Annotated in this window: 15 protein-coding genes; 6 read left to right on the top strand and 9 right to left on the bottom strand. The window is 75.3% G+C overall.

Translation table 11 applies throughout. From position 1 onward, the window contains the following. Nucleotides 1-211: 211 nt before the first annotated feature. From WJX68_RS05855 to WJX68_RS05840, 4 genes are all read left to right on the top strand, one after another. Entirely contained in the window at nt 212-2044 is a 1833-nt protein-coding gene (locus WJX68_RS05855) for a DEAD/DEAH box helicase (RefSeq protein ID WP_422785663.1), read from the top strand. 8 nt (nt 2045-2052) lie between these two features. Beyond that, on the top strand, nt 2053-3306 hold the full coding sequence (locus tag WJX68_RS05850; protein WP_340286778.1) for an Rv3212 family protein: 1254 nt from the start codon (nt 2053-2055) through the stop codon (nt 3304-3306). A 45-nt stretch (nt 3307-3351) separates the two neighbouring features. Continuing rightward, complete coding sequence (locus WJX68_RS05845; RefSeq protein WP_340286776.1) at nt 3352-3969, top strand: PadR family transcriptional regulator; 618 nt, start codon at nt 3352-3354, stop codon at nt 3967-3969. A 96-nt stretch (nt 3970-4065) separates the two neighbouring features. Next, nucleotides 4066-5400: an FAD-dependent oxidoreductase gene (locus WJX68_RS05840; RefSeq protein WP_340286774.1), complete on the top strand. Its 1335-nt coding sequence runs from the start codon at nt 4066-4068 to the stop codon at nt 5398-5400. Nucleotides 5401-5404: 4 nt separating this feature from the next. Here the strand turns inward: WJX68_RS05840 and WJX68_RS05835 are convergent, their stop codons facing one another. From WJX68_RS05835 to WJX68_RS05815, 5 genes are all read right to left on the bottom strand, one after another. Next, entirely contained in the window at nt 5405-6082 is a 678-nt protein-coding gene (locus tag WJX68_RS05835; RefSeq protein WP_340286772.1) for a hypothetical protein, read from the bottom strand. After that, nucleotides 6079-6960 (bottom strand): RecB family exonuclease, encoded by an 882-nt coding sequence (locus WJX68_RS05830; RefSeq protein ID WP_340286771.1) that lies wholly within the window; start codon nt 6958-6960, stop codon nt 6079-6081. The genes WJX68_RS05835 and WJX68_RS05830 overlap by 4 nt, the downstream gene beginning before the upstream one ends. 62 nt (nt 6961-7022) lie before the next feature. Further along, the gene (locus WJX68_RS05825; RefSeq protein ID WP_340286770.1) at nt 7023-7898 is read right to left on the bottom strand and encodes a PHP domain-containing protein; all 876 of its coding nucleotides are present in this window, start codon (nt 7896-7898) and stop codon (nt 7023-7025) included. Nucleotides 7899-7917: 19 nt separating this feature from the next. After that, nucleotides 7918-8475 (bottom strand): PH domain-containing protein, encoded by a 558-nt coding sequence (locus WJX68_RS05820; protein ID WP_340286768.1) that lies wholly within the window; start codon nt 8473-8475, stop codon nt 7918-7920. A gap of 4 nt (nt 8476-8479) precedes the next feature. After that, the gene (locus WJX68_RS05815) at nt 8480-8632 is read right to left on the bottom strand and encodes a hypothetical protein (RefSeq protein WP_340286767.1); all 153 of its coding nucleotides are present in this window, start codon (nt 8630-8632) and stop codon (nt 8480-8482) included. Between the two features lie 117 nt (nt 8633-8749). Here WJX68_RS05815 and WJX68_RS05810 point away from each other — a divergent pair, with 117 nt between their 5' ends. Beyond that, on the top strand, nt 8750-9157 hold the full coding sequence (locus WJX68_RS05810; RefSeq protein WP_340286765.1) for an NUDIX hydrolase: 408 nt from the start codon (nt 8750-8752) through the stop codon (nt 9155-9157). A gap of 97 nt (nt 9158-9254) precedes the next feature. Here WJX68_RS05810 and WJX68_RS05805 read toward each other — a convergent pair whose 3' ends face one another. Then, nucleotides 9255-9758, bottom strand: a complete 504-nt coding sequence (locus WJX68_RS05805) for a MaoC family dehydratase (protein ID WP_340286763.1) — start codon at nt 9756-9758, stop codon at nt 9255-9257. 366 nt (nt 9759-10124) lie between these two features. Between WJX68_RS05805 and corA the strand changes: the two genes are divergently transcribed. Then, nucleotides 10125-11231: a magnesium/cobalt transporter CorA gene (gene corA, locus WJX68_RS05800; RefSeq protein WP_340286761.1), complete on the top strand. Its 1107-nt coding sequence runs from the start codon at nt 10125-10127 to the stop codon at nt 11229-11231. Nucleotides 11232-11235: 4 nt separating this feature from the next. Here corA and WJX68_RS05795 read toward each other — a convergent pair whose 3' ends face one another. The 3 genes from WJX68_RS05795 to WJX68_RS05785 all read right to left on the bottom strand — a co-directional run bounded on the left by WJX68_RS05795 (nt 11236) and on the right by WJX68_RS05785 (nt 15028). After that, nucleotides 11236-12459: a methyltransferase domain-containing protein gene (locus WJX68_RS05795; protein WP_340286759.1), complete on the bottom strand. Its 1224-nt coding sequence runs from the start codon at nt 12457-12459 to the stop codon at nt 11236-11238. 130 nt (nt 12460-12589) lie between these two features. Further along, on the bottom strand, nt 12590-12781 hold the full coding sequence (locus WJX68_RS05790; protein WP_340286757.1) for a YbdD/YjiX family protein: 192 nt from the start codon (nt 12779-12781) through the stop codon (nt 12590-12592). Between the two features lie 3 nt (nt 12782-12784). Next, the gene (locus WJX68_RS05785; RefSeq protein ID WP_340286755.1) at nt 12785-15028 is read right to left on the bottom strand and encodes a carbon starvation CstA family protein; all 2244 of its coding nucleotides are present in this window, start codon (nt 15026-15028) and stop codon (nt 12785-12787) included. Between the last annotated feature and the right edge of the window lie 46 nt (nt 15029-15074).

Below are 15074 nucleotides of genomic sequence, written 5' to 3'. Positions count from 1 at the left end.
CCGGGCGGCCCGCGACGCACCGGGCGCGCGGCGGGCGAGCGAACTCACCCGCGCCGCGGCGGCGTCGGCGTCGTGTCCCGGCGCCGCGCCGGGTACCATGCGGGCAGCGCGTCACCCGACACGGGTACGGGCGCGCCCACCGCGCGGGGACCGGGCAACGGGACGGGCGGCCACCACGGCCGCCCACGTCTCACCGGGACCCGCACCCGAACTGGTGCGCGCAGCGCCTCGGCGGCTCTCCCGCCCGGACCGTCCCGAACGGCCCGGGGCCGGTCGAGAGCCACGTCACGGCTTCTGTGCGCGGAGAGAGGCGATCACCCTGTCCGGAGTCGACGGCACCCCCGAGACCGAGTCCACCACCGGAACCGCGGAGGCCGACCCCGGCTTCCTCGCGACCGGCATCACCGCCACCGAGGCGCCCGAGGGCGTCACCAACCCCGGCGGCGAGAAGCTCCCCCCGACCTTCGCCGAGCTCGGCGTCCGCCCCGAGATCGTCTCCGCGCTCGCGGAGAACGACATCGTGCGCACCTTCGCCATCCAGGAGCTGACGCTGCCGCTGGCCCTGGCCGGCGAGGACGTCATCGGCCAGGCCCGCACCGGCACCGGCAAGACGCTGGGCTTCGGCGTCCCGCTGCTGCAGCGCATCACCCCGCCCGGTGAGCGCGCCGCGGCCACCGCCGAGGGCGAGGCCGCCGACCGCACCAAGGACGTCCCGCAGGCGCTGGTCGTCGTCCCGACCCGCGAGCTGTGCGTGCAGGTCGCCCGGGACATCGCCGCCGCGGGCAAGAACCTCGGCGTGCGCGTCGTCGCGATCTACGGCGGCCGCGCCTACGAGCCGCAGCTGGAGGCCCTGCGCAAGGGCGTCGACGTCATCGTCGGCACCCCGGGCCGGCTGCTCGACCTCGCCGAGCAGCGCCACCTGGTGCTCGGCCGGGTCAAGGCCCTCGTCCTCGACGAGGCCGACGAGATGCTCGACCTGGGCTTCCTGCCCGACGTCGAGCGGATCCTGCGCATGCTCCCCGAGGAGCGGCACACGATGCTGTTCTCGGCCACCATGCCCGGCCCGATCGTGCAGCTGTCGCGGGCGTTCCTGACCCGCCCGACGCACATCCGTGCGGAGGAGGCCGACCAGGGCTCCATCCACGAGCGCACCAAGCAGCTCGTCTACCGCGCGCACGCGATGGACAAGGTCGAGCTGGTCACCCGCGCCCTGCAGGCCAAGGACCGCGGCCTGACCATGATCTTCACCCGGACCAAGCGGACCGCCCAGCGCGTGGCCGACGACCTGGCCGAGCGCGGGTTCGCCGCCGCCGCGGTGCACGGCGACCTGGGGCAGGGCGCCCGCGAGCAGGCCCTGCGCGCGTTCCGCGCCGAGAAGGTCGACGTGCTGGTCGCGACCGACGTCGCGGCCCGCGGCATCGACGTCACCGGCGTCACGCACGTCATCAACTACCAGTGCCCGGAGGACTCCAAGACCTACGTGCACCGGATCGGCCGCACCGGCCGCGCCGGGCGCGAGGGCGTCGCGGTCACGCTGGTGGACTGGGACGAGATCCCCCGCTGGAAGATGATCTCCGACGACCTGTCGCTGGGCATCGACGAGCCGGTCGAGACGTACTCGACGTCGGACCACCTGTTCGCCGACCTCGACATCGCGCCGGGCGCGACCGGGCGGCTGCCGCTGTCCGCGCGCACCCGGGCCGGGCTCGACGCCGAGTACATCGACTCCGAGGGCGACCACCAGAGCTCGCGCAAGCCGCGCACCGGGCGGCGCGAGGGCGGCCGCGACGGCGAGGCCGAGGCCGGCCGCCGCCCGCGGCGCAGCCGCTCGCGCACCCGCACCCGCGGCGGCGTCGCCGTCGAGGCCGGTGGCGGCGAGGCCTCGGGCGAGGGCGCCCCGTCGGCCGGCCCGCAGGACGGCGCCGACGCCGGGACCGGCGGTGAGGGCGGCGGCAAGCCGCGCCGACGCCGTCGTCGCGGCGGGGCGCGGCGCGGGTCCGGTGGCGGCGAGTCCGCCGGCGGGGCCGACGCGGCCGCCAGCTGACCCGGTCCGTGCTCCGCGCGCGGACCCTGCGGTCCCGGCTCCCGCTGCCGGGTGTGCCCGCCGAACGACGACACCGCGGCGACCGGCTGGTCGCCGCGGTGCTCGTGCTGCTTCTGGCCGGTGTCGCGGTGCTGTACGCGGTGCAGAGCCCGGCCGCGAACACCGAGTCGGTGCCGGCCACCGCCGCGCCGGACCCGCCGCCCCCGGCGGGAGCGGTGCCGTCGGGGTTCACCGAGCTGTGGCGGGCGGCGAGCCCGGACACGCCGGTGCCGCTGGCGGTCGGCGACGGCGTCGTCGTCGCCGACGGGTCGCGGGTGTCCGGGCGTGACCCGCTGACCGGCGCCGAGCGCTGGAGCTACACCCGGGACCTGCCGCTGTGCACCACCGGCTACGCCGACGGGCGGGTGCTCGCGCTCTACCGCAACGACGAGTACTGCTCCGAGCTGTCGACGCTGCAGCCCGCCGTCGGGACCCGCGGCCCCGCCCGGACCCTGGACGCGCGTCCGGGCACCCGGCTGATCGGCCAGGACCCGGTGCTCGCGACCGGGCAGGACTACGTCGAGACCTTCCGCTCCGACCTCGTCCGCACCGCGGAGTACGGCACCGTGCGCGCGCTGGAGGAGCCCGGCTCGCAGCCGCGCACCGGCTGCGCGTTCCTGTCGTTCGCCTCGGCACCGGACCGGGCGGCGGTCCTGGAGCGGTGCCCCGGGGAGCCGGCGGAGCGGCTGTCGGTGCTGCGCCCCAGCGGCACCGAGGGCGACCGGCCCGCGTTCGACTCCTCGCGGGTGGTCGGGACCGACGGCGCGCAGGTCGTCGCGGTGTCCGAGGAACGGGTCGCGGTGCTGCTGCCGGGTGTCCCCCGCCTGGCCGTCTACGACCGCGGCGGCCGCGGCGTCGGCGAGTTCCCGGTCGACGCCGGTGCGACGATCGCGCGGCCCGCGGACGGCGTCGCCCGCACCACCGCCGACGACGCCCGCCGCTACTGGTGGACCGGCGGCGCGACGGTCGCGCTCGACACCCGCAGCCTGCAGCCGGCGTGGAGCCTGCCCGGCACGCTGGGCCCCGGCACCCGCTACGGCAGCCGGCTGCTCGTGCCCGTCCCCGGCGGGATCGCCGACGTCGACCCGGCCACCGGTGTCGTCGCCCGGACCCTGCCGGTGGACCGCGGCCCGGTCACCGCACCGGTGCTGCTCGCCGCCCAGGGCGCCCTGCTGGCCGAGCTGCGCGGCGGCGAGCTCGTCGCGCTGGGGCCCTCCGGCTGAGCCACCCGTTGCCATAGTGTCCTCGACACTAGTATCGTCGACACCATGACGCAGCGGTCCGGCCTGGCCCTCGCCGTCCTGTCCCTGCTCACCGAGGAGCCCATGCACCCCTACCGGGTGCAGCAGCTCGTCCGCGAGCGGGGCAAGGACGACGTGGTCAACGTCGGGCAGCGGTCACAGCTCTACAAGACGATCGACCGTCTCGCGCGCGACGGCCTGATCGTCGAGCACACCACCGAGCGGGAGACCGCCCGCCCGGAACGCACCCTGTACGCGGTCACCGACGCGGGGCGCGAGACCGCCGAGGAGTGGACCCGGGAGATGCTGGCCGTACCCCGGCCGGAGTTCCCCGAGTTCGTCGTCGGGCTCGCGCACCTGCCCCAGCTCACCCCGGCCGACGCCGCCGCGGCCGTGGAGATCCGGCTCGACGCCCTGCGGCGACGGCTGGCCGGCGCCCGGGCGAGCCACGAGGCGGTCGCGGGCCTGCTGCCGCGGGTCGTGCTCGTCGAGCTCGAGTACACCATCGCGATGCTGGAGGCCGAGACCACCTGGGTCGCCGCGCTCGTCGACGACGTCCGCGCGGGCCGCCTCACCTGGAGCCGCGAGGAGCTGCTGCGCCTGGCCGCCGCGCGCGGCGGCCCCGCACCGCACGACCACCCCTGACCGGACGCCGGAGGCGTCGTCCCGGCCGCACCGCACGCACGGCCGTCGCGTCCGCGACCGGCCGCGATCCGCCCTGCTCCGACACGGAGGTCCACCATGTCCGTCCGAGTGATCGTCGCCGGTGCCGGTACCGGCGGCCTGTGCCTGGCCCAGCGGCTGCACCGGGCCGGGGCCGAGGTCGTCGTCCTGGAACGCGACACCGACCCGCGCCCGGCCGGGCTGCGCGGCTACCGGGTCGGGATCTCCCCCGACGGCTCCCGCGCCCTGCGGGCCTGCCTGCCCGCGGAGCTGTACGCGGTGTTCGAGGCGACCACGGGCGCGTCGTACGACCGGCTGCTGATGTGCACCGAGCACTACCGCGAGCTGCTGTCGCTGCCGTTCGCCGAGATGCCCGGCGGCGGGGCCGAGGAGTTCAACGTCAGCCGCACCACGCTGCGCCGGGTGCTGCTGACCGGCATCGGGGACACGGTGCGCTGGGGCAGCCCGTACGCCGGCCACGAGGTGCTCGACGACGGCACGGTGCTCGTCCGCACCGCCGACGGGGACACGGTCGCCGGCGACCTGCTCGTCGGCGCCGACGGTGCGCACTCCCGGGTCCGCGGTCGGTTCCTGCCCGGTGCGGGCCACACCTCCACCGGGCTCGTCGCGATCGGCGGGCGCGCCCCGCTCGACGCCGCCACGACCGCGCTGCTGCCCGGCGCCGACGGCATGGCCCTGGTGCTCGGCCGCACCGGGACGACGGGGATCACCCACGTCATGCGGATGCCCTGGGACGCCGACCGCGTCCCGCGCCCCGGGACCGACCCGGCCCGCGCCGCGGCGCTGCGCGGCTGGCCCGGACTGGCCGGGGACCCGACGGACGACTTCGTCTCCTGGGGCGTCACCGTCTCGCACACCGTGCTGCCGGGCGGGCGCCCGGCGTCCGCGGACGGCACCGCTCTGCTCACCCTGGCGCAGCAGGTCACCGCGGACTGGGACCCCCGCTGGGGCGCGCTGCTGGACCGGTCGGACCCGGCGTCGGCGTTGTGGATCGACATCCGCACCTCCGACCCGCTGCCGCGCTGGGAGCCCGGCCCGGTCACGCTGCTCGGCGACGCCGCGCACACCCTGACCCCCGGCCGCGGCGCCGGCGCCAACACCGCCCTGCGCGATGCCCGTGAGCTGGGCGAACGCCTGGTCCGAGTGCACGACGGCGACCTCGACCTGCGCACCGCCGTCGGCGGCTACGAGGCGGAGATGCGCCGCTACTCGGCCGTCGCGGTGCGCGAGTCCCTGCAGCAGATGCACGACGACTCCGGCCGCGGCGCGGTCTCCCGGGCGCTGGCGACCACCGCGCAGCGGACCGGTCTGCGCCTGGTGAACCGGGTCCCCGCACTGCGACGGCGGCTGGCCCGCGGGATGCAGCGCGTCCGGGACTCCGAGCGCGCCTGAGCGGCTACAGGAACCAGCCGAGCCCGAGCACCAGCGACGCCGTCACGATCACCCCGAGCGCGGCGAGCAGCCCGGTGCGGTCCCGCCGCCGGTCTGCGACGACCTGGCCCGCGACGGCGGCGACCGCCGCGCCGACGTGGGCGACGATCGCGCCGGACCCGGGACCGGGGACCCCGCCGTTCCCGGCCGCCCACTGCACGACGACCAGCCCGATCGCCAGCACGACCAGCCCGCCGGCGAGCACGCCGGCCAGGCCGCGCAGCAGCCGGGCCCCGGCGCTCTCGACGCCCGGGCCGGGGGTGCGGCGCCGTGCCCGCCGCTCGCCCTCCTCGGCGCGGCGGCGGTCGGCCCGCCGGCCGGGTGCGCGGGCGGCGGGGTGCTCGTCGGCGCGCGGCGGCCCGGAGGCGCCGGGGGACGGCCCGCGGCGCGACCCGGCGTCGCCCCGGCGCGCTGCCGGGCGGGCCGCGGGCAGCGCCTCGGTGGGACGCGGACCGGCCTGTGGCCCGCCTCCGCGCCGCGCGGGCGGACCGGGCGGCGGGACCGGCGGGCGGGGCCCGTAGCCGTCGGGACCGGGGGGCGGGCGCCCGTGCGACGGACCGGGCCGGTACGGGGCGGGCGCGCCCGGCGGGGGCGGGGGGCGGCGGCGGGGCGGCGGGCCGGGGAACTGCGGGTCGGCGGTCACGGGGCGAGCAGGTCCCACGGTCGCGGCTCCGGGACGGCGGCGCGGCCGGCGGCGCAGTGGCGGCGGACCGCACAGGTCCCGCAGTGCGCACCGGTGCGCGCCGGGAAGAGCGTGTCGGCGTCGCCGCCGCCGGCCAGCGCGGTCGTCGCCCCGGCCGCGGCGTCGGCGGACTCCGCGGCCGCGGCGACGTGCCGGTCGAGGGAGGCCCGGTCGTGGGTGTGCGCGGCGACCGTCCCGGTCGGCACGTGGTGCAGCTCGACCGTGCGGCAGGGGCGGCGGAACACCGATGCGGTGGCGACGGCGTAGAGCGCGAGCTGCCGGGAGTCCGCGGCGTCGCCCGCGGTCGGCACCCGGCGCCCGGTCTTGAAGTCGACGACGACGGCCTCGCCGTCGCGCCCGTCGATCCGGTCGACCCGGCCCTCGACCAGCAGCGGCCCGGCGGGTGCCCGCACCCACCGTTCGACGGCGAGCGGCTCGTCCCGCCCGACCGGGCCGTCGACGGCGGCGGCCACCCAGTCCCGGGCCCGCTCGCGGTACCGGGCGGCCTGGGCGTCGTCGGCGAACCCGTCGCCGGTCCAGTGCCGGTCGACGAGCGCCGCGGCCTGCTCCGGGGTGCGCCGCGCGGCCGGCAGCGCGGACAGCGAGCGCAGCGCCAGGTGCACGACGGCGCCCAGCGTGGTGTGCGCGAACGCGCCCCCGCGCGGCGGGGACGGGCGGTCGACGTGCAGCAGCCGGTAGCGGCGGGGGCAGGCGTCCCAGGTGTCGAGCCGTGCGGGGGTCACCCGGTGCAGCGCGGTCGCGCCGAACCCCGGGTCGAGCAGGTCCAGTCCGAGCTGGCCGTCCGGGGCCCCGGTGGCGGGAGCGGTGGTCCGGGCCATCCCGTCACGGTACAGCGGGGCCGCACCCGCGCCGCGGATCACTCCCCACCGGCGGTGACGGCTCAGCTACCGAGGACCTCGACGCCGGTGGCCCGCTCGACCAGGGCCGCGTACACCTCGGGGTCGGTGGTCTCCTCCGCGAGCGGTGTCGTCTTGTTGGTGCCGTGGTAGTCGCTGGACCCGGTCGCGAACAGCCCGTGCTCGACGGTGAGCGCGCGCAGCAGCTCGCGGTCGGCCGGGGCGTGGTTGGGGTGGTCGACCTCGATCCCGCCGAGGCCGTACCCGACGAGGTCGACCAGCACCGACGGCTCGACCACGACGCCGCGCCGGCGCGCGAGCGGGTGCGCGAACACCGCGACCCCGCCGGCGGCGACGATCATCTCGACGGCCGTCTCGACCCGGGTGTCGGCGCGCGGCACGTAGTACGGGCTGTCGTTGTGCAGCAGGTCGGCGAACGCCTCGTCGACCGAGGCCACCACCCCGGCCGCGACGAGTGCGCGCGCCAGGTGCGGGCGCCCGGCGCTGGCCCCCTCGGGCAGGTGCGCGAACACCGTGTCGACGTCGACCGGGTACCCGTCGGCGGCCATCCGGCCGATCATGGTGTGCAGCCGCTGCACGCGCTCCTCGCGCAGCCGCTCCTGCTCCGCGACGATCGCCGGGTGCTCCGGGTCGAACAGGTAGCCGAGCAGGTGCACCGAGCAGCGCGGCTCCCCCGGCCGTCCGGTCGGGCTGAGGCAGGAGAACTCGGCGCCGCGCACCAGGCGCAGGCCGTCGGGCCGCGCGGCGGCCGCCTCGGCCCAGCCACCGGTCGTGTCGTGGTCGGTGATCGCCACGACGTCGAGCCCCGCGGCGCCGGCCGCCCGGACCAGCTCGGCCGGGGAGTCGGTGCCGTCGGAGGCGGTGGAGTGGGCGTGCAGGTCGATCACGGGCCGGGACACCCCCGGGACAGTAGCGCCCTCAGCGCCGCCAGCGCGGCTTCGCGAGCATGCCCGTCGCGCGGGTCTTGCCCTTCTCCCCGAACACCAGCTCGGAGAGCGCCTCGTAGATCTCCTCGGGCCGCGGCATGTAGTCGATGCGGTTCAGCGCCTGGATCTGGCCGGCGGACTCGACGACCATCGTCCCGTAGCCGAGCATGCGCCCGGACAGCGAGCGCTGGAACGTCAGGTCGGTGACCTTGCCCAGGGGCATCATGCCGACGTTGTGGACGATGATGCCCTGGGCGATCATCACCCGCTTGTCGGTGATCACGATCCGCTCGATCCACCACAGGATCGACAGCGCGGTGTAGCGCAGGACCGCGACGAGCACGAGGTAGAACGCGAGGTTGTCGACCACCACGTCCAGCACGGGGTCCGTCCCCGGCCGGTCGAGCAGCTGCTCGAGGCCGACCACGACGAGGACGAACAGCCCGGTCTGCCAGATGTGGCGGAACATCACGGCCCAGTGCTGGCGCACACGGATGACGCGCCGCTCCGTGGGGAGCAGGTACTCGTCGATCTCCCGGGGCGCGAGCACGGGCTCAGATCAGGTTGGTGACGAAGGTCGAGACGGACTGCGCCGCGTCGTAGAGGATGTTCCCGACGTTCGTGACCGAACCGGCCGCTCCGTTCGGATTGGTGATCACCAGGAAGATCCCCAGCGCCACCGCGACCAGGATCAGCAGCTTCTTCACGTTCCCCGCCCACCCGTTCTCGGTGTGTCTCTCGATGTGTCGGACACAAACACGTCATTGGTACCGGAGGCCCGTGGACCCCGGTACCGGCACCCGAGCAGCGTACCGTCGTTCCGGATGACCGACAGTAGCCGACACGTCGCCTGCGTGGGTGGAATCGTCTTCGACCCGGACGGCCGATTGCTCCTGGTGCGCAGGGCCAACGAGCCCGGTCGGGGGATGTGGTCGGTACCGGGTGGACGAGTGGAGCCGGGCGAGTCCGAGCACGCCGCGGTCGTCCGCGAGCTCGCGGAGGAGACCGGGCTCGCGGTCGTGCCGGGGGCGCTCGCCGGCGTCGTCCACCGGGGGCCCTACCGGATCGCCGACTACGTCTGCACCCTCGCCCCCGGCTCCGCCCCCGTCCCGCGGGCCGGCGACGACGCGGCCGACGCCCGGTTCGTCGACCGGGCCGCCTACGACGCCCTGCCGGTGGTCGCCGGGCTCACCGAGGCGCTCGGCGGCTGGGGCTGCCTGCCCCGCGCCTGACCGCCACGCGGGGTGCGCACCCGCACCCCTGCGGTATGCGTGTGGGTGACACACGACGGCCCCCGGTCCCGGGCGGGAACGGGGGCCGGCGCGGGTCTCAGACCTGCGGGACCGGGCGGCCGGGCTGCTCGCCGCCGCGGCTGTCGCCGTAGGACCGCTTGGGCACCATCACCTTGCGGCGGAAGGTGCAGACGACCGTGCCGTCCTGCTTGTAGCCGCGGGTCTCGACGTACACGACGCCGCGGTCGTCCTTGGACTTCGACGGGGTCTTGTCGAGGACCTCGGTCTCGCCGTAGATCGTGTCGCCGTGGAAGGTCGGCTTCGTGTGCTTGAGCGACTCGACCTCGAGGTTGGCGATCGCCTTGCCCGACACGTCCGGCACGGACATGCCCAGCAGCAGCGAGTAGATGTAGTTGCCGACCACGACGTTCTTGCCGAAGTCGGTCGTCTCCTCCGCGTAGTGCGCATCCATGTGCAGCGGGTGGTGGTTCATGGTGAGGAGGCAGAACAGGTGGTCGTCGTACTCGGTGACCGTCTTGCCGGGCCAGTGCTTGTAGACCGCACCGACCTCGAACTCCTCGTAGTAGCGCCCGAACTGCACCGTTCACGCTCCCATCACGCCGTCGATTCGTTGCGGGGGTAATCTATCCGGCGGCCCGCGCGAGGAAGGGCGGTCCGGCTCACACGTGCCCGGTCGGGGATCTCACATTCCCGTGACGATTCCCGGCGCACGAGCGAGACACAGGACGGTCCGTCGACGGCAGGGAGGTGAGTGCGGTGTCCGCGTCCCAGACACCGGCGAGCAGTAGGTGCCGCCTCCCGCTGCGCCCGGCCCCGCGCACCATCGCGGGCTGATCCCGGCGGGAGGCGAGTCCCGGTCCGGCGGCCGCCCCGTGCGACCGCACCGTCCACCGGTGCCCGCTCGCCCCCGTGAGCCGCACCGGCACGTCCGGAGGTGGTCCCCGTGATGCCCTCGCTCTCCCAGCTGCGCCCCGCCATCCGCCCGTCCCGCCGCGCCGAGCGCGCCGCGGCCCGGGCCGCCGCGAACCCGCCCGTCCGGCTGCGGGTGCCGCTGTCGGCCTACGTCGTCGACTGCGCCGTCTACGTCGACGGCGCCCGACTGCCCGGCCGCTGGACCCACGACGAGGCGATCGCCGAGGTCCGCGAGCGCGGCAGCGGCTTCGTCTGGATCGGGCTGCACGAGCCCGACTCCGAGCAGATCGCCGGCGTCGCCGACACCTACGGCCTGCACGAGCTCGCCGTCGAGGACGCGGTCCACGCGCACAACCGGCCGAAGCTGGAGCGCTACGACGACACGCTGTTCATGGTGCTCAAGACGGTCCGCTACGTCGGGCACGCCGACCCGACGACGTCGAACGAGATCGTCGAGACCGGCGAGGTCATGGCCTTCCTCGGCCGCGACTTCGTGGTCACCGTCCGGCACGGCCGCCACAGCGGGCTGCGCGAGGTGCGCCGCCGCCTCGAGGACGACCCGGAGCAGCTGGCGCTCGGCCCGGCCGCGGTGCTGCACGCGATCGCCGACCACGTCGTGGACTCCTACATCGAGGTCTGCGGGCAGATCGAGGACGACATCGACGCCGTCGAGGCCGAGGTGTTCTCCCCGCGCTCGACGATGAACCCCGAGCAGATCTACGTCATGAAGCGCGAGATCCTGGACCTGCGACGGGCGGTGATGCCGCTGGTCGGGCCGATGCGCAAGCTCGCCGAGGGCTACAGCGCGCTCGTGCCGCACGAGGTGCGGTCCTACTTCCGCGACGTCGACGACCACCTCGGTGGCGTCGCCGAACAGGTCGCGGGCTTCAACGAGCTGCTGACCACCCTGGTCGACGCGGTGCTGGCCAAGATCAGCATGCGGCAGAACAACGACATGCGGAAGATCACCGCCTACGCGGGCCTCATCTCGGTGCCGACGATGATCGCCGGGGTGTACGGCATGAACTTCGACGTCATGCCCGAGCTGCACTGGGACTACGGCTATCCGCTGGTCCTGCTGGTCATCGTGACCCTGTGCACGCTGCTGTACCGCAACTTCCGCCGCAACGGCTGGCTGTAGCGCCTCACACCCGGGGGGTGCCCTCCGGCGGGGTCGGCGCGTCGTCGCCGGGGTCGGCGGGCGTCCCGCGCGGGGCGGGGGACGGCGGCCGGCGCAGGCCGCGGCGCCGGACGCGGGCGACCGCGTGCCCGCGCGGGCGGGTGTCGGCGTCGTCGTCGCCGGCCGGCGGGGCCGCGTCGTCGGCGCGGTCCGGTCCGGCGGGGCCGTCCCCGGCCCCCTTCCCCCCGGAGCCGTCGTCCCCGGGCCGGCCCTCCTCGACGAGGTCGTCGCGGTCGGTGCTGTCGGGGCGGTCGGTGCTGTCGGGGCCGTCGCCGACCGGGGTGTCGCCGACCGGGGTGCCGTCGGTGCCGACGTCCGCGGGCAGCTCGTCGGCGTAGCCCGGGTCGTCCGGGCCGCCCTCGGCCACCGGCTCGTCGTCGGGGGGCGGGGCGGCCGACGGGCGCCAGCCCGCGGCGGCGATGGCCGAGCGGCGGGCCCGCCGCTCCCCCACCACGTCCGGCTCGTCGGGGCGGCGGCCGAGGAAGGTGTGCACGAGGTGCTGCTGGGCACCGCCGACGGTCTGCACGCGGACGTCGTCGAAGCCGGCTCGCTCCATCCGGTGCACCATCTGCTCGGGCCCGCCCGCCGTCGCGACCCGCTTGGCCCGGTAGCGCGCCAGGTCGGTCGCGCCCCAGCGCAGTGAGGCCATCGGCAGCATCCAGCCCCAGGTCGCCGTCGCCCACCGCACCCGGCCACGGGTGCCGCCGACGGCGTAGTCGTGCACGGCCAGCGGCGCGCCGGGCGCGAGCAGCGTGAGCAGCCGGCGCAGGCCGTGCTCGGCGTCGGGCAGGTTCGACACCAGGTAGGAGGCGAGGATCCCGTCGAACGGGCCCTCGATGCCCGCCTCGGCGAGCGTCTCGAGCCGGGAGTGCACGAACGTCACCCGCGGCGACCAGTTCTTCCGCCGCGCGACGGCGAGCATCTCCGCCGAGGCGTCGACGGCCACCACCTCGGCCCCGCCGACCGAGGTCAGCAGGGCCTCGGTGGACACGCCGGTGCCGCAGCCCACGTCGAGCAGCCGCAGCCCGTGGCCGTCGCCGAGCCCCATCCGCGACGCCGACACCCGCAGGTGCGTCCGGTAGCCCGGCAGCGTCGCGACGTAGGCGTCGAACCCCGCGGCGCCGCGCCCGTAGGCACGGTGCACCGAGGCCGGACGGATCTCGTCGCTCTGCCACGCCTCGCCGCTCACGGCTCCCGATCCTGCCGCTCCGGCCACGCGTCGGGAACCCGACGCGCCCTCGCCGGTGGGGTTCACACCCACCCGGGAGGGCGCGCTGGTCCGAACGTGGCGGCCGCACCACCCGTGCGGCGCAGCGGCATCAGCAGCAGCGGCCCTGCGGGTTGTTCTCCTGGTGGTCGGTGCGGGCCCGCCAGTACTCCCGCTCGGTCATCGGCGGATGGTCGTGCCCGCTGCGGCGGTGGTGGTCGAGGTAGCGCTCGTAGAGGTCCGCCCCGATCACCCCCCGCCACCAGCGGTGCAGGCCCCGCACCCGGTCGAGCACGGTCGCCACGGCTCAGTGCCCCGCCCGGGCCGGCGCGCCGACCTCCTGCGTCCAGCGCCGCTCCAGCTCCTTCTCCGCCGGGGTCGCGATCATCCCGGCCGGGGCGTAGCGCTGCGACGGGGGCGCGTCGTCCTCGTCGTCGGGCCGGCCGCCGGCCTGCACCGAGCGCCACGCGGCCAGCGCCGCCGTCACGATGACGACCAGCGCCAGCGTCACGAACAGGATCGACAGCGTGCCCTGCACGAAGGTGTTGCGCACGACCGCGGCCATCGCCGCCGGTGTGGCCGCGGTGCCGAAGCTGGTCTCCCCCGCCGCGATCGCGTCGCGGAAGGCGAGGTGCTGCGCCCAGTACCCGATCTTCGGGTTCGTGGAGAAGATCTTGTACATCGACGCGGTCACGGTGACGACGGCGGCGAAGGCCAGCGGCACCACGATGATCCACAGGTACCGCACGTGCCCCCGCCGGGCCGCGATCGCCAGGCACACCGCGAGAGCGATCGCCGCGAGCAGCTGGTTGGCGATGCCGAACAGCGGGAACAGCGTGTTGATCCCGCCGAGCGGGTCGGTCACGCCCATCACCAGGATCGCGCCCCACGCCCCCACCATCAGCGCGGTGCAGGTCCAGGCGGCGGGCCGCCACGAGGTGTCCTTGAAGCGCGGGACCACGGTGCCGATGGCGTCCTGCAGCATGAAGCGCGCGACCCGGGTGCCGGCGTCGACGGCGGTCAGGATGAACAGCGCCTCGAACATGATCGCGAAGTGGTACCAGAAGCTCATCATCCCGGGACCGCCGATGAACTGCTGCATGATGTTCGCCAGCCCGACCGCCAGCGTCGGCGCCCCGCCGGTGCGTGAGACGACCGACTCCTCGCCGACCAGGGCCGCGGTCGTCGCGAGCTGGTCGGGGGTGACGTTCACGTTCATCAGGCCGAGCGAGTTCACGAACGCGGCCGCGCCCTCGACGGTGCCCTGCGTCAGCGCCGCGGGCGAGTTCATCGCGAAGTAGAGCCCGCGGTCGATCGACAGCGCCGCGACCAGCGCCATGATCGCGACGAAGGACTCCATGAGCATGCCGCCGTAGCCGATGAAACGGGTCTGGCGCTCCTTCTCGACCATCTTCGGCGTGGTGCCGGAGGAGATCAGGGCGTGGAAGCCGGACAGCGCGCCGCAGGCGATGGTGACGAACAGGAACGGGAACAGCGACCCGGCGACGACCGGGCCGTCGTCGCGGCCGGCGAACTCGCTGAACGCGGGGGTGGCCAGCTCCGGGCGGACCACGACGATCGCCACGGCGAGCAGCACGATCGTGCCGATCTTCATGAACGTCGACAGGTAGTCGCGCGGGGCGAGCAGCAGCCACACCGGCAGCACCGCGGCGACGAAGCCGTAGACGATGATGCCCCAGGCGATCGTGACCCGGTCCAGGGTGAACAGCGCCTGGCCCCACGAGGTCTCGGCGACCCAGCCGCCGGCGACGATCGCGCCGATGAGCAGCGCGAAGCCGATCCAGGACACCTCGGACACCTTGCCCGGGCGCAGGTAGCGCAGGTAGACGCCCATGAACAGCGCGATCGGGATCGTCAGCGCGACGGAGAAGACGCCCCACGGGCTCTCGCCGAGGGCGTTGACGACGACCAGCGTCAGCACCGCGATCAGGATGATCATGATGGCGAGCGTCGCGACCAGCGCGGCGATCCCGCCGACCCGGCCGAGCTCGTCGCGGGCCATCTGCCCCAGCGAGCGGCCGCCGCGCCGCATCGAGAAGAACAGCACCAGGTAGTCCTGGACCGCTCCGGCGAGCACGACGCCGACGATGATCCAGATCGTGCCGGGCAGGTAGCCCATCTGCGCGGCCAGCACCGGGCCGACGAGCGGGCCGGCGCCGGCGATGGCGGCGAAGTGGTGGCCGTAGAGCACGCGGCGGTCGGTGGGCAGGAAGTCCTGCCCGTTCTCCTTCGACTCGGCCGGGGTGGCCCGCCGGTCGTCCGGGCGCAGGAGCTTGTTCTCGATGTAGCGCGAGTAGAACCGGTAGGCGATCGCGTAGGTGCACACCGCGGCGAAGACGAACCAGATCGCGTTGACCGTCTCCCCGCGGACCAGCGCGAGCATGACCCAGGCCAGGCCACCCAGCAGGGCGATCCCCACCCAGATCGCGATCTTCAGCGGCGTCCACGTCCGCTGCTCGGCGAGGAGGACCTCCTCGTCCACCGCGGCGGGCGGGAGCTCCCGGCCCGCCGCGTCCGACACCTGTGTCATCGCGTCCCCTCCGATATGTCCGACCCGCGAACTATAAGGAGGGAAC

Origin of the sequence: Pseudonocardia spirodelae (assembly GCF_037727765.1) — a bacterium.
Lineage (GTDB): Bacteria > Actinomycetota > Actinomycetes > Mycobacteriales > Pseudonocardiaceae > Pseudonocardia > Pseudonocardia spirodelae.
The sequence above is the reverse complement of the archived record's forward strand: the minus strand, read 5'-3'. Positions and strand labels throughout refer to the sequence as shown.

What these genes read in the sequence shown, in the direction of transcription:
- WJX68_RS05785 (WP_340286755.1), bottom strand. Translation starts at nt 15,028, where the DNA reads ATGACACAGGTGTCGGACGCGGCGGGCCGGGAGCTCCCGCCCGCCGCG.
- WJX68_RS05840 (WP_340286774.1), top strand. Translation starts at nt 4,066, where the DNA reads ATGTCCGTCCGAGTGATCGTCGCCGGTGCCGGTACCGGCGGCCTGTGC.
- WJX68_RS05845 (WP_340286776.1), top strand. Translation starts at nt 3,352, where the DNA reads ATGACGCAGCGGTCCGGCCTGGCCCTCGCCGTCCTGTCCCTGCTCACC.
- WJX68_RS05810 (WP_340286765.1), top strand. Translation starts at nt 8,750, where the DNA reads ATGACCGACAGTAGCCGACACGTCGCCTGCGTGGGTGGAATCGTCTTC.
- WJX68_RS05830 (WP_340286771.1), bottom strand. Translation starts at nt 6,960, where the DNA reads ATGGCCCGGACCACCGCTCCCGCCACCGGGGCCCCGGACGGCCAGCTC.
- corA (WP_340286761.1), top strand. Translation starts at nt 10,125, where the DNA reads ATGCCCTCGCTCTCCCAGCTGCGCCCCGCCATCCGCCCGTCCCGCCGC.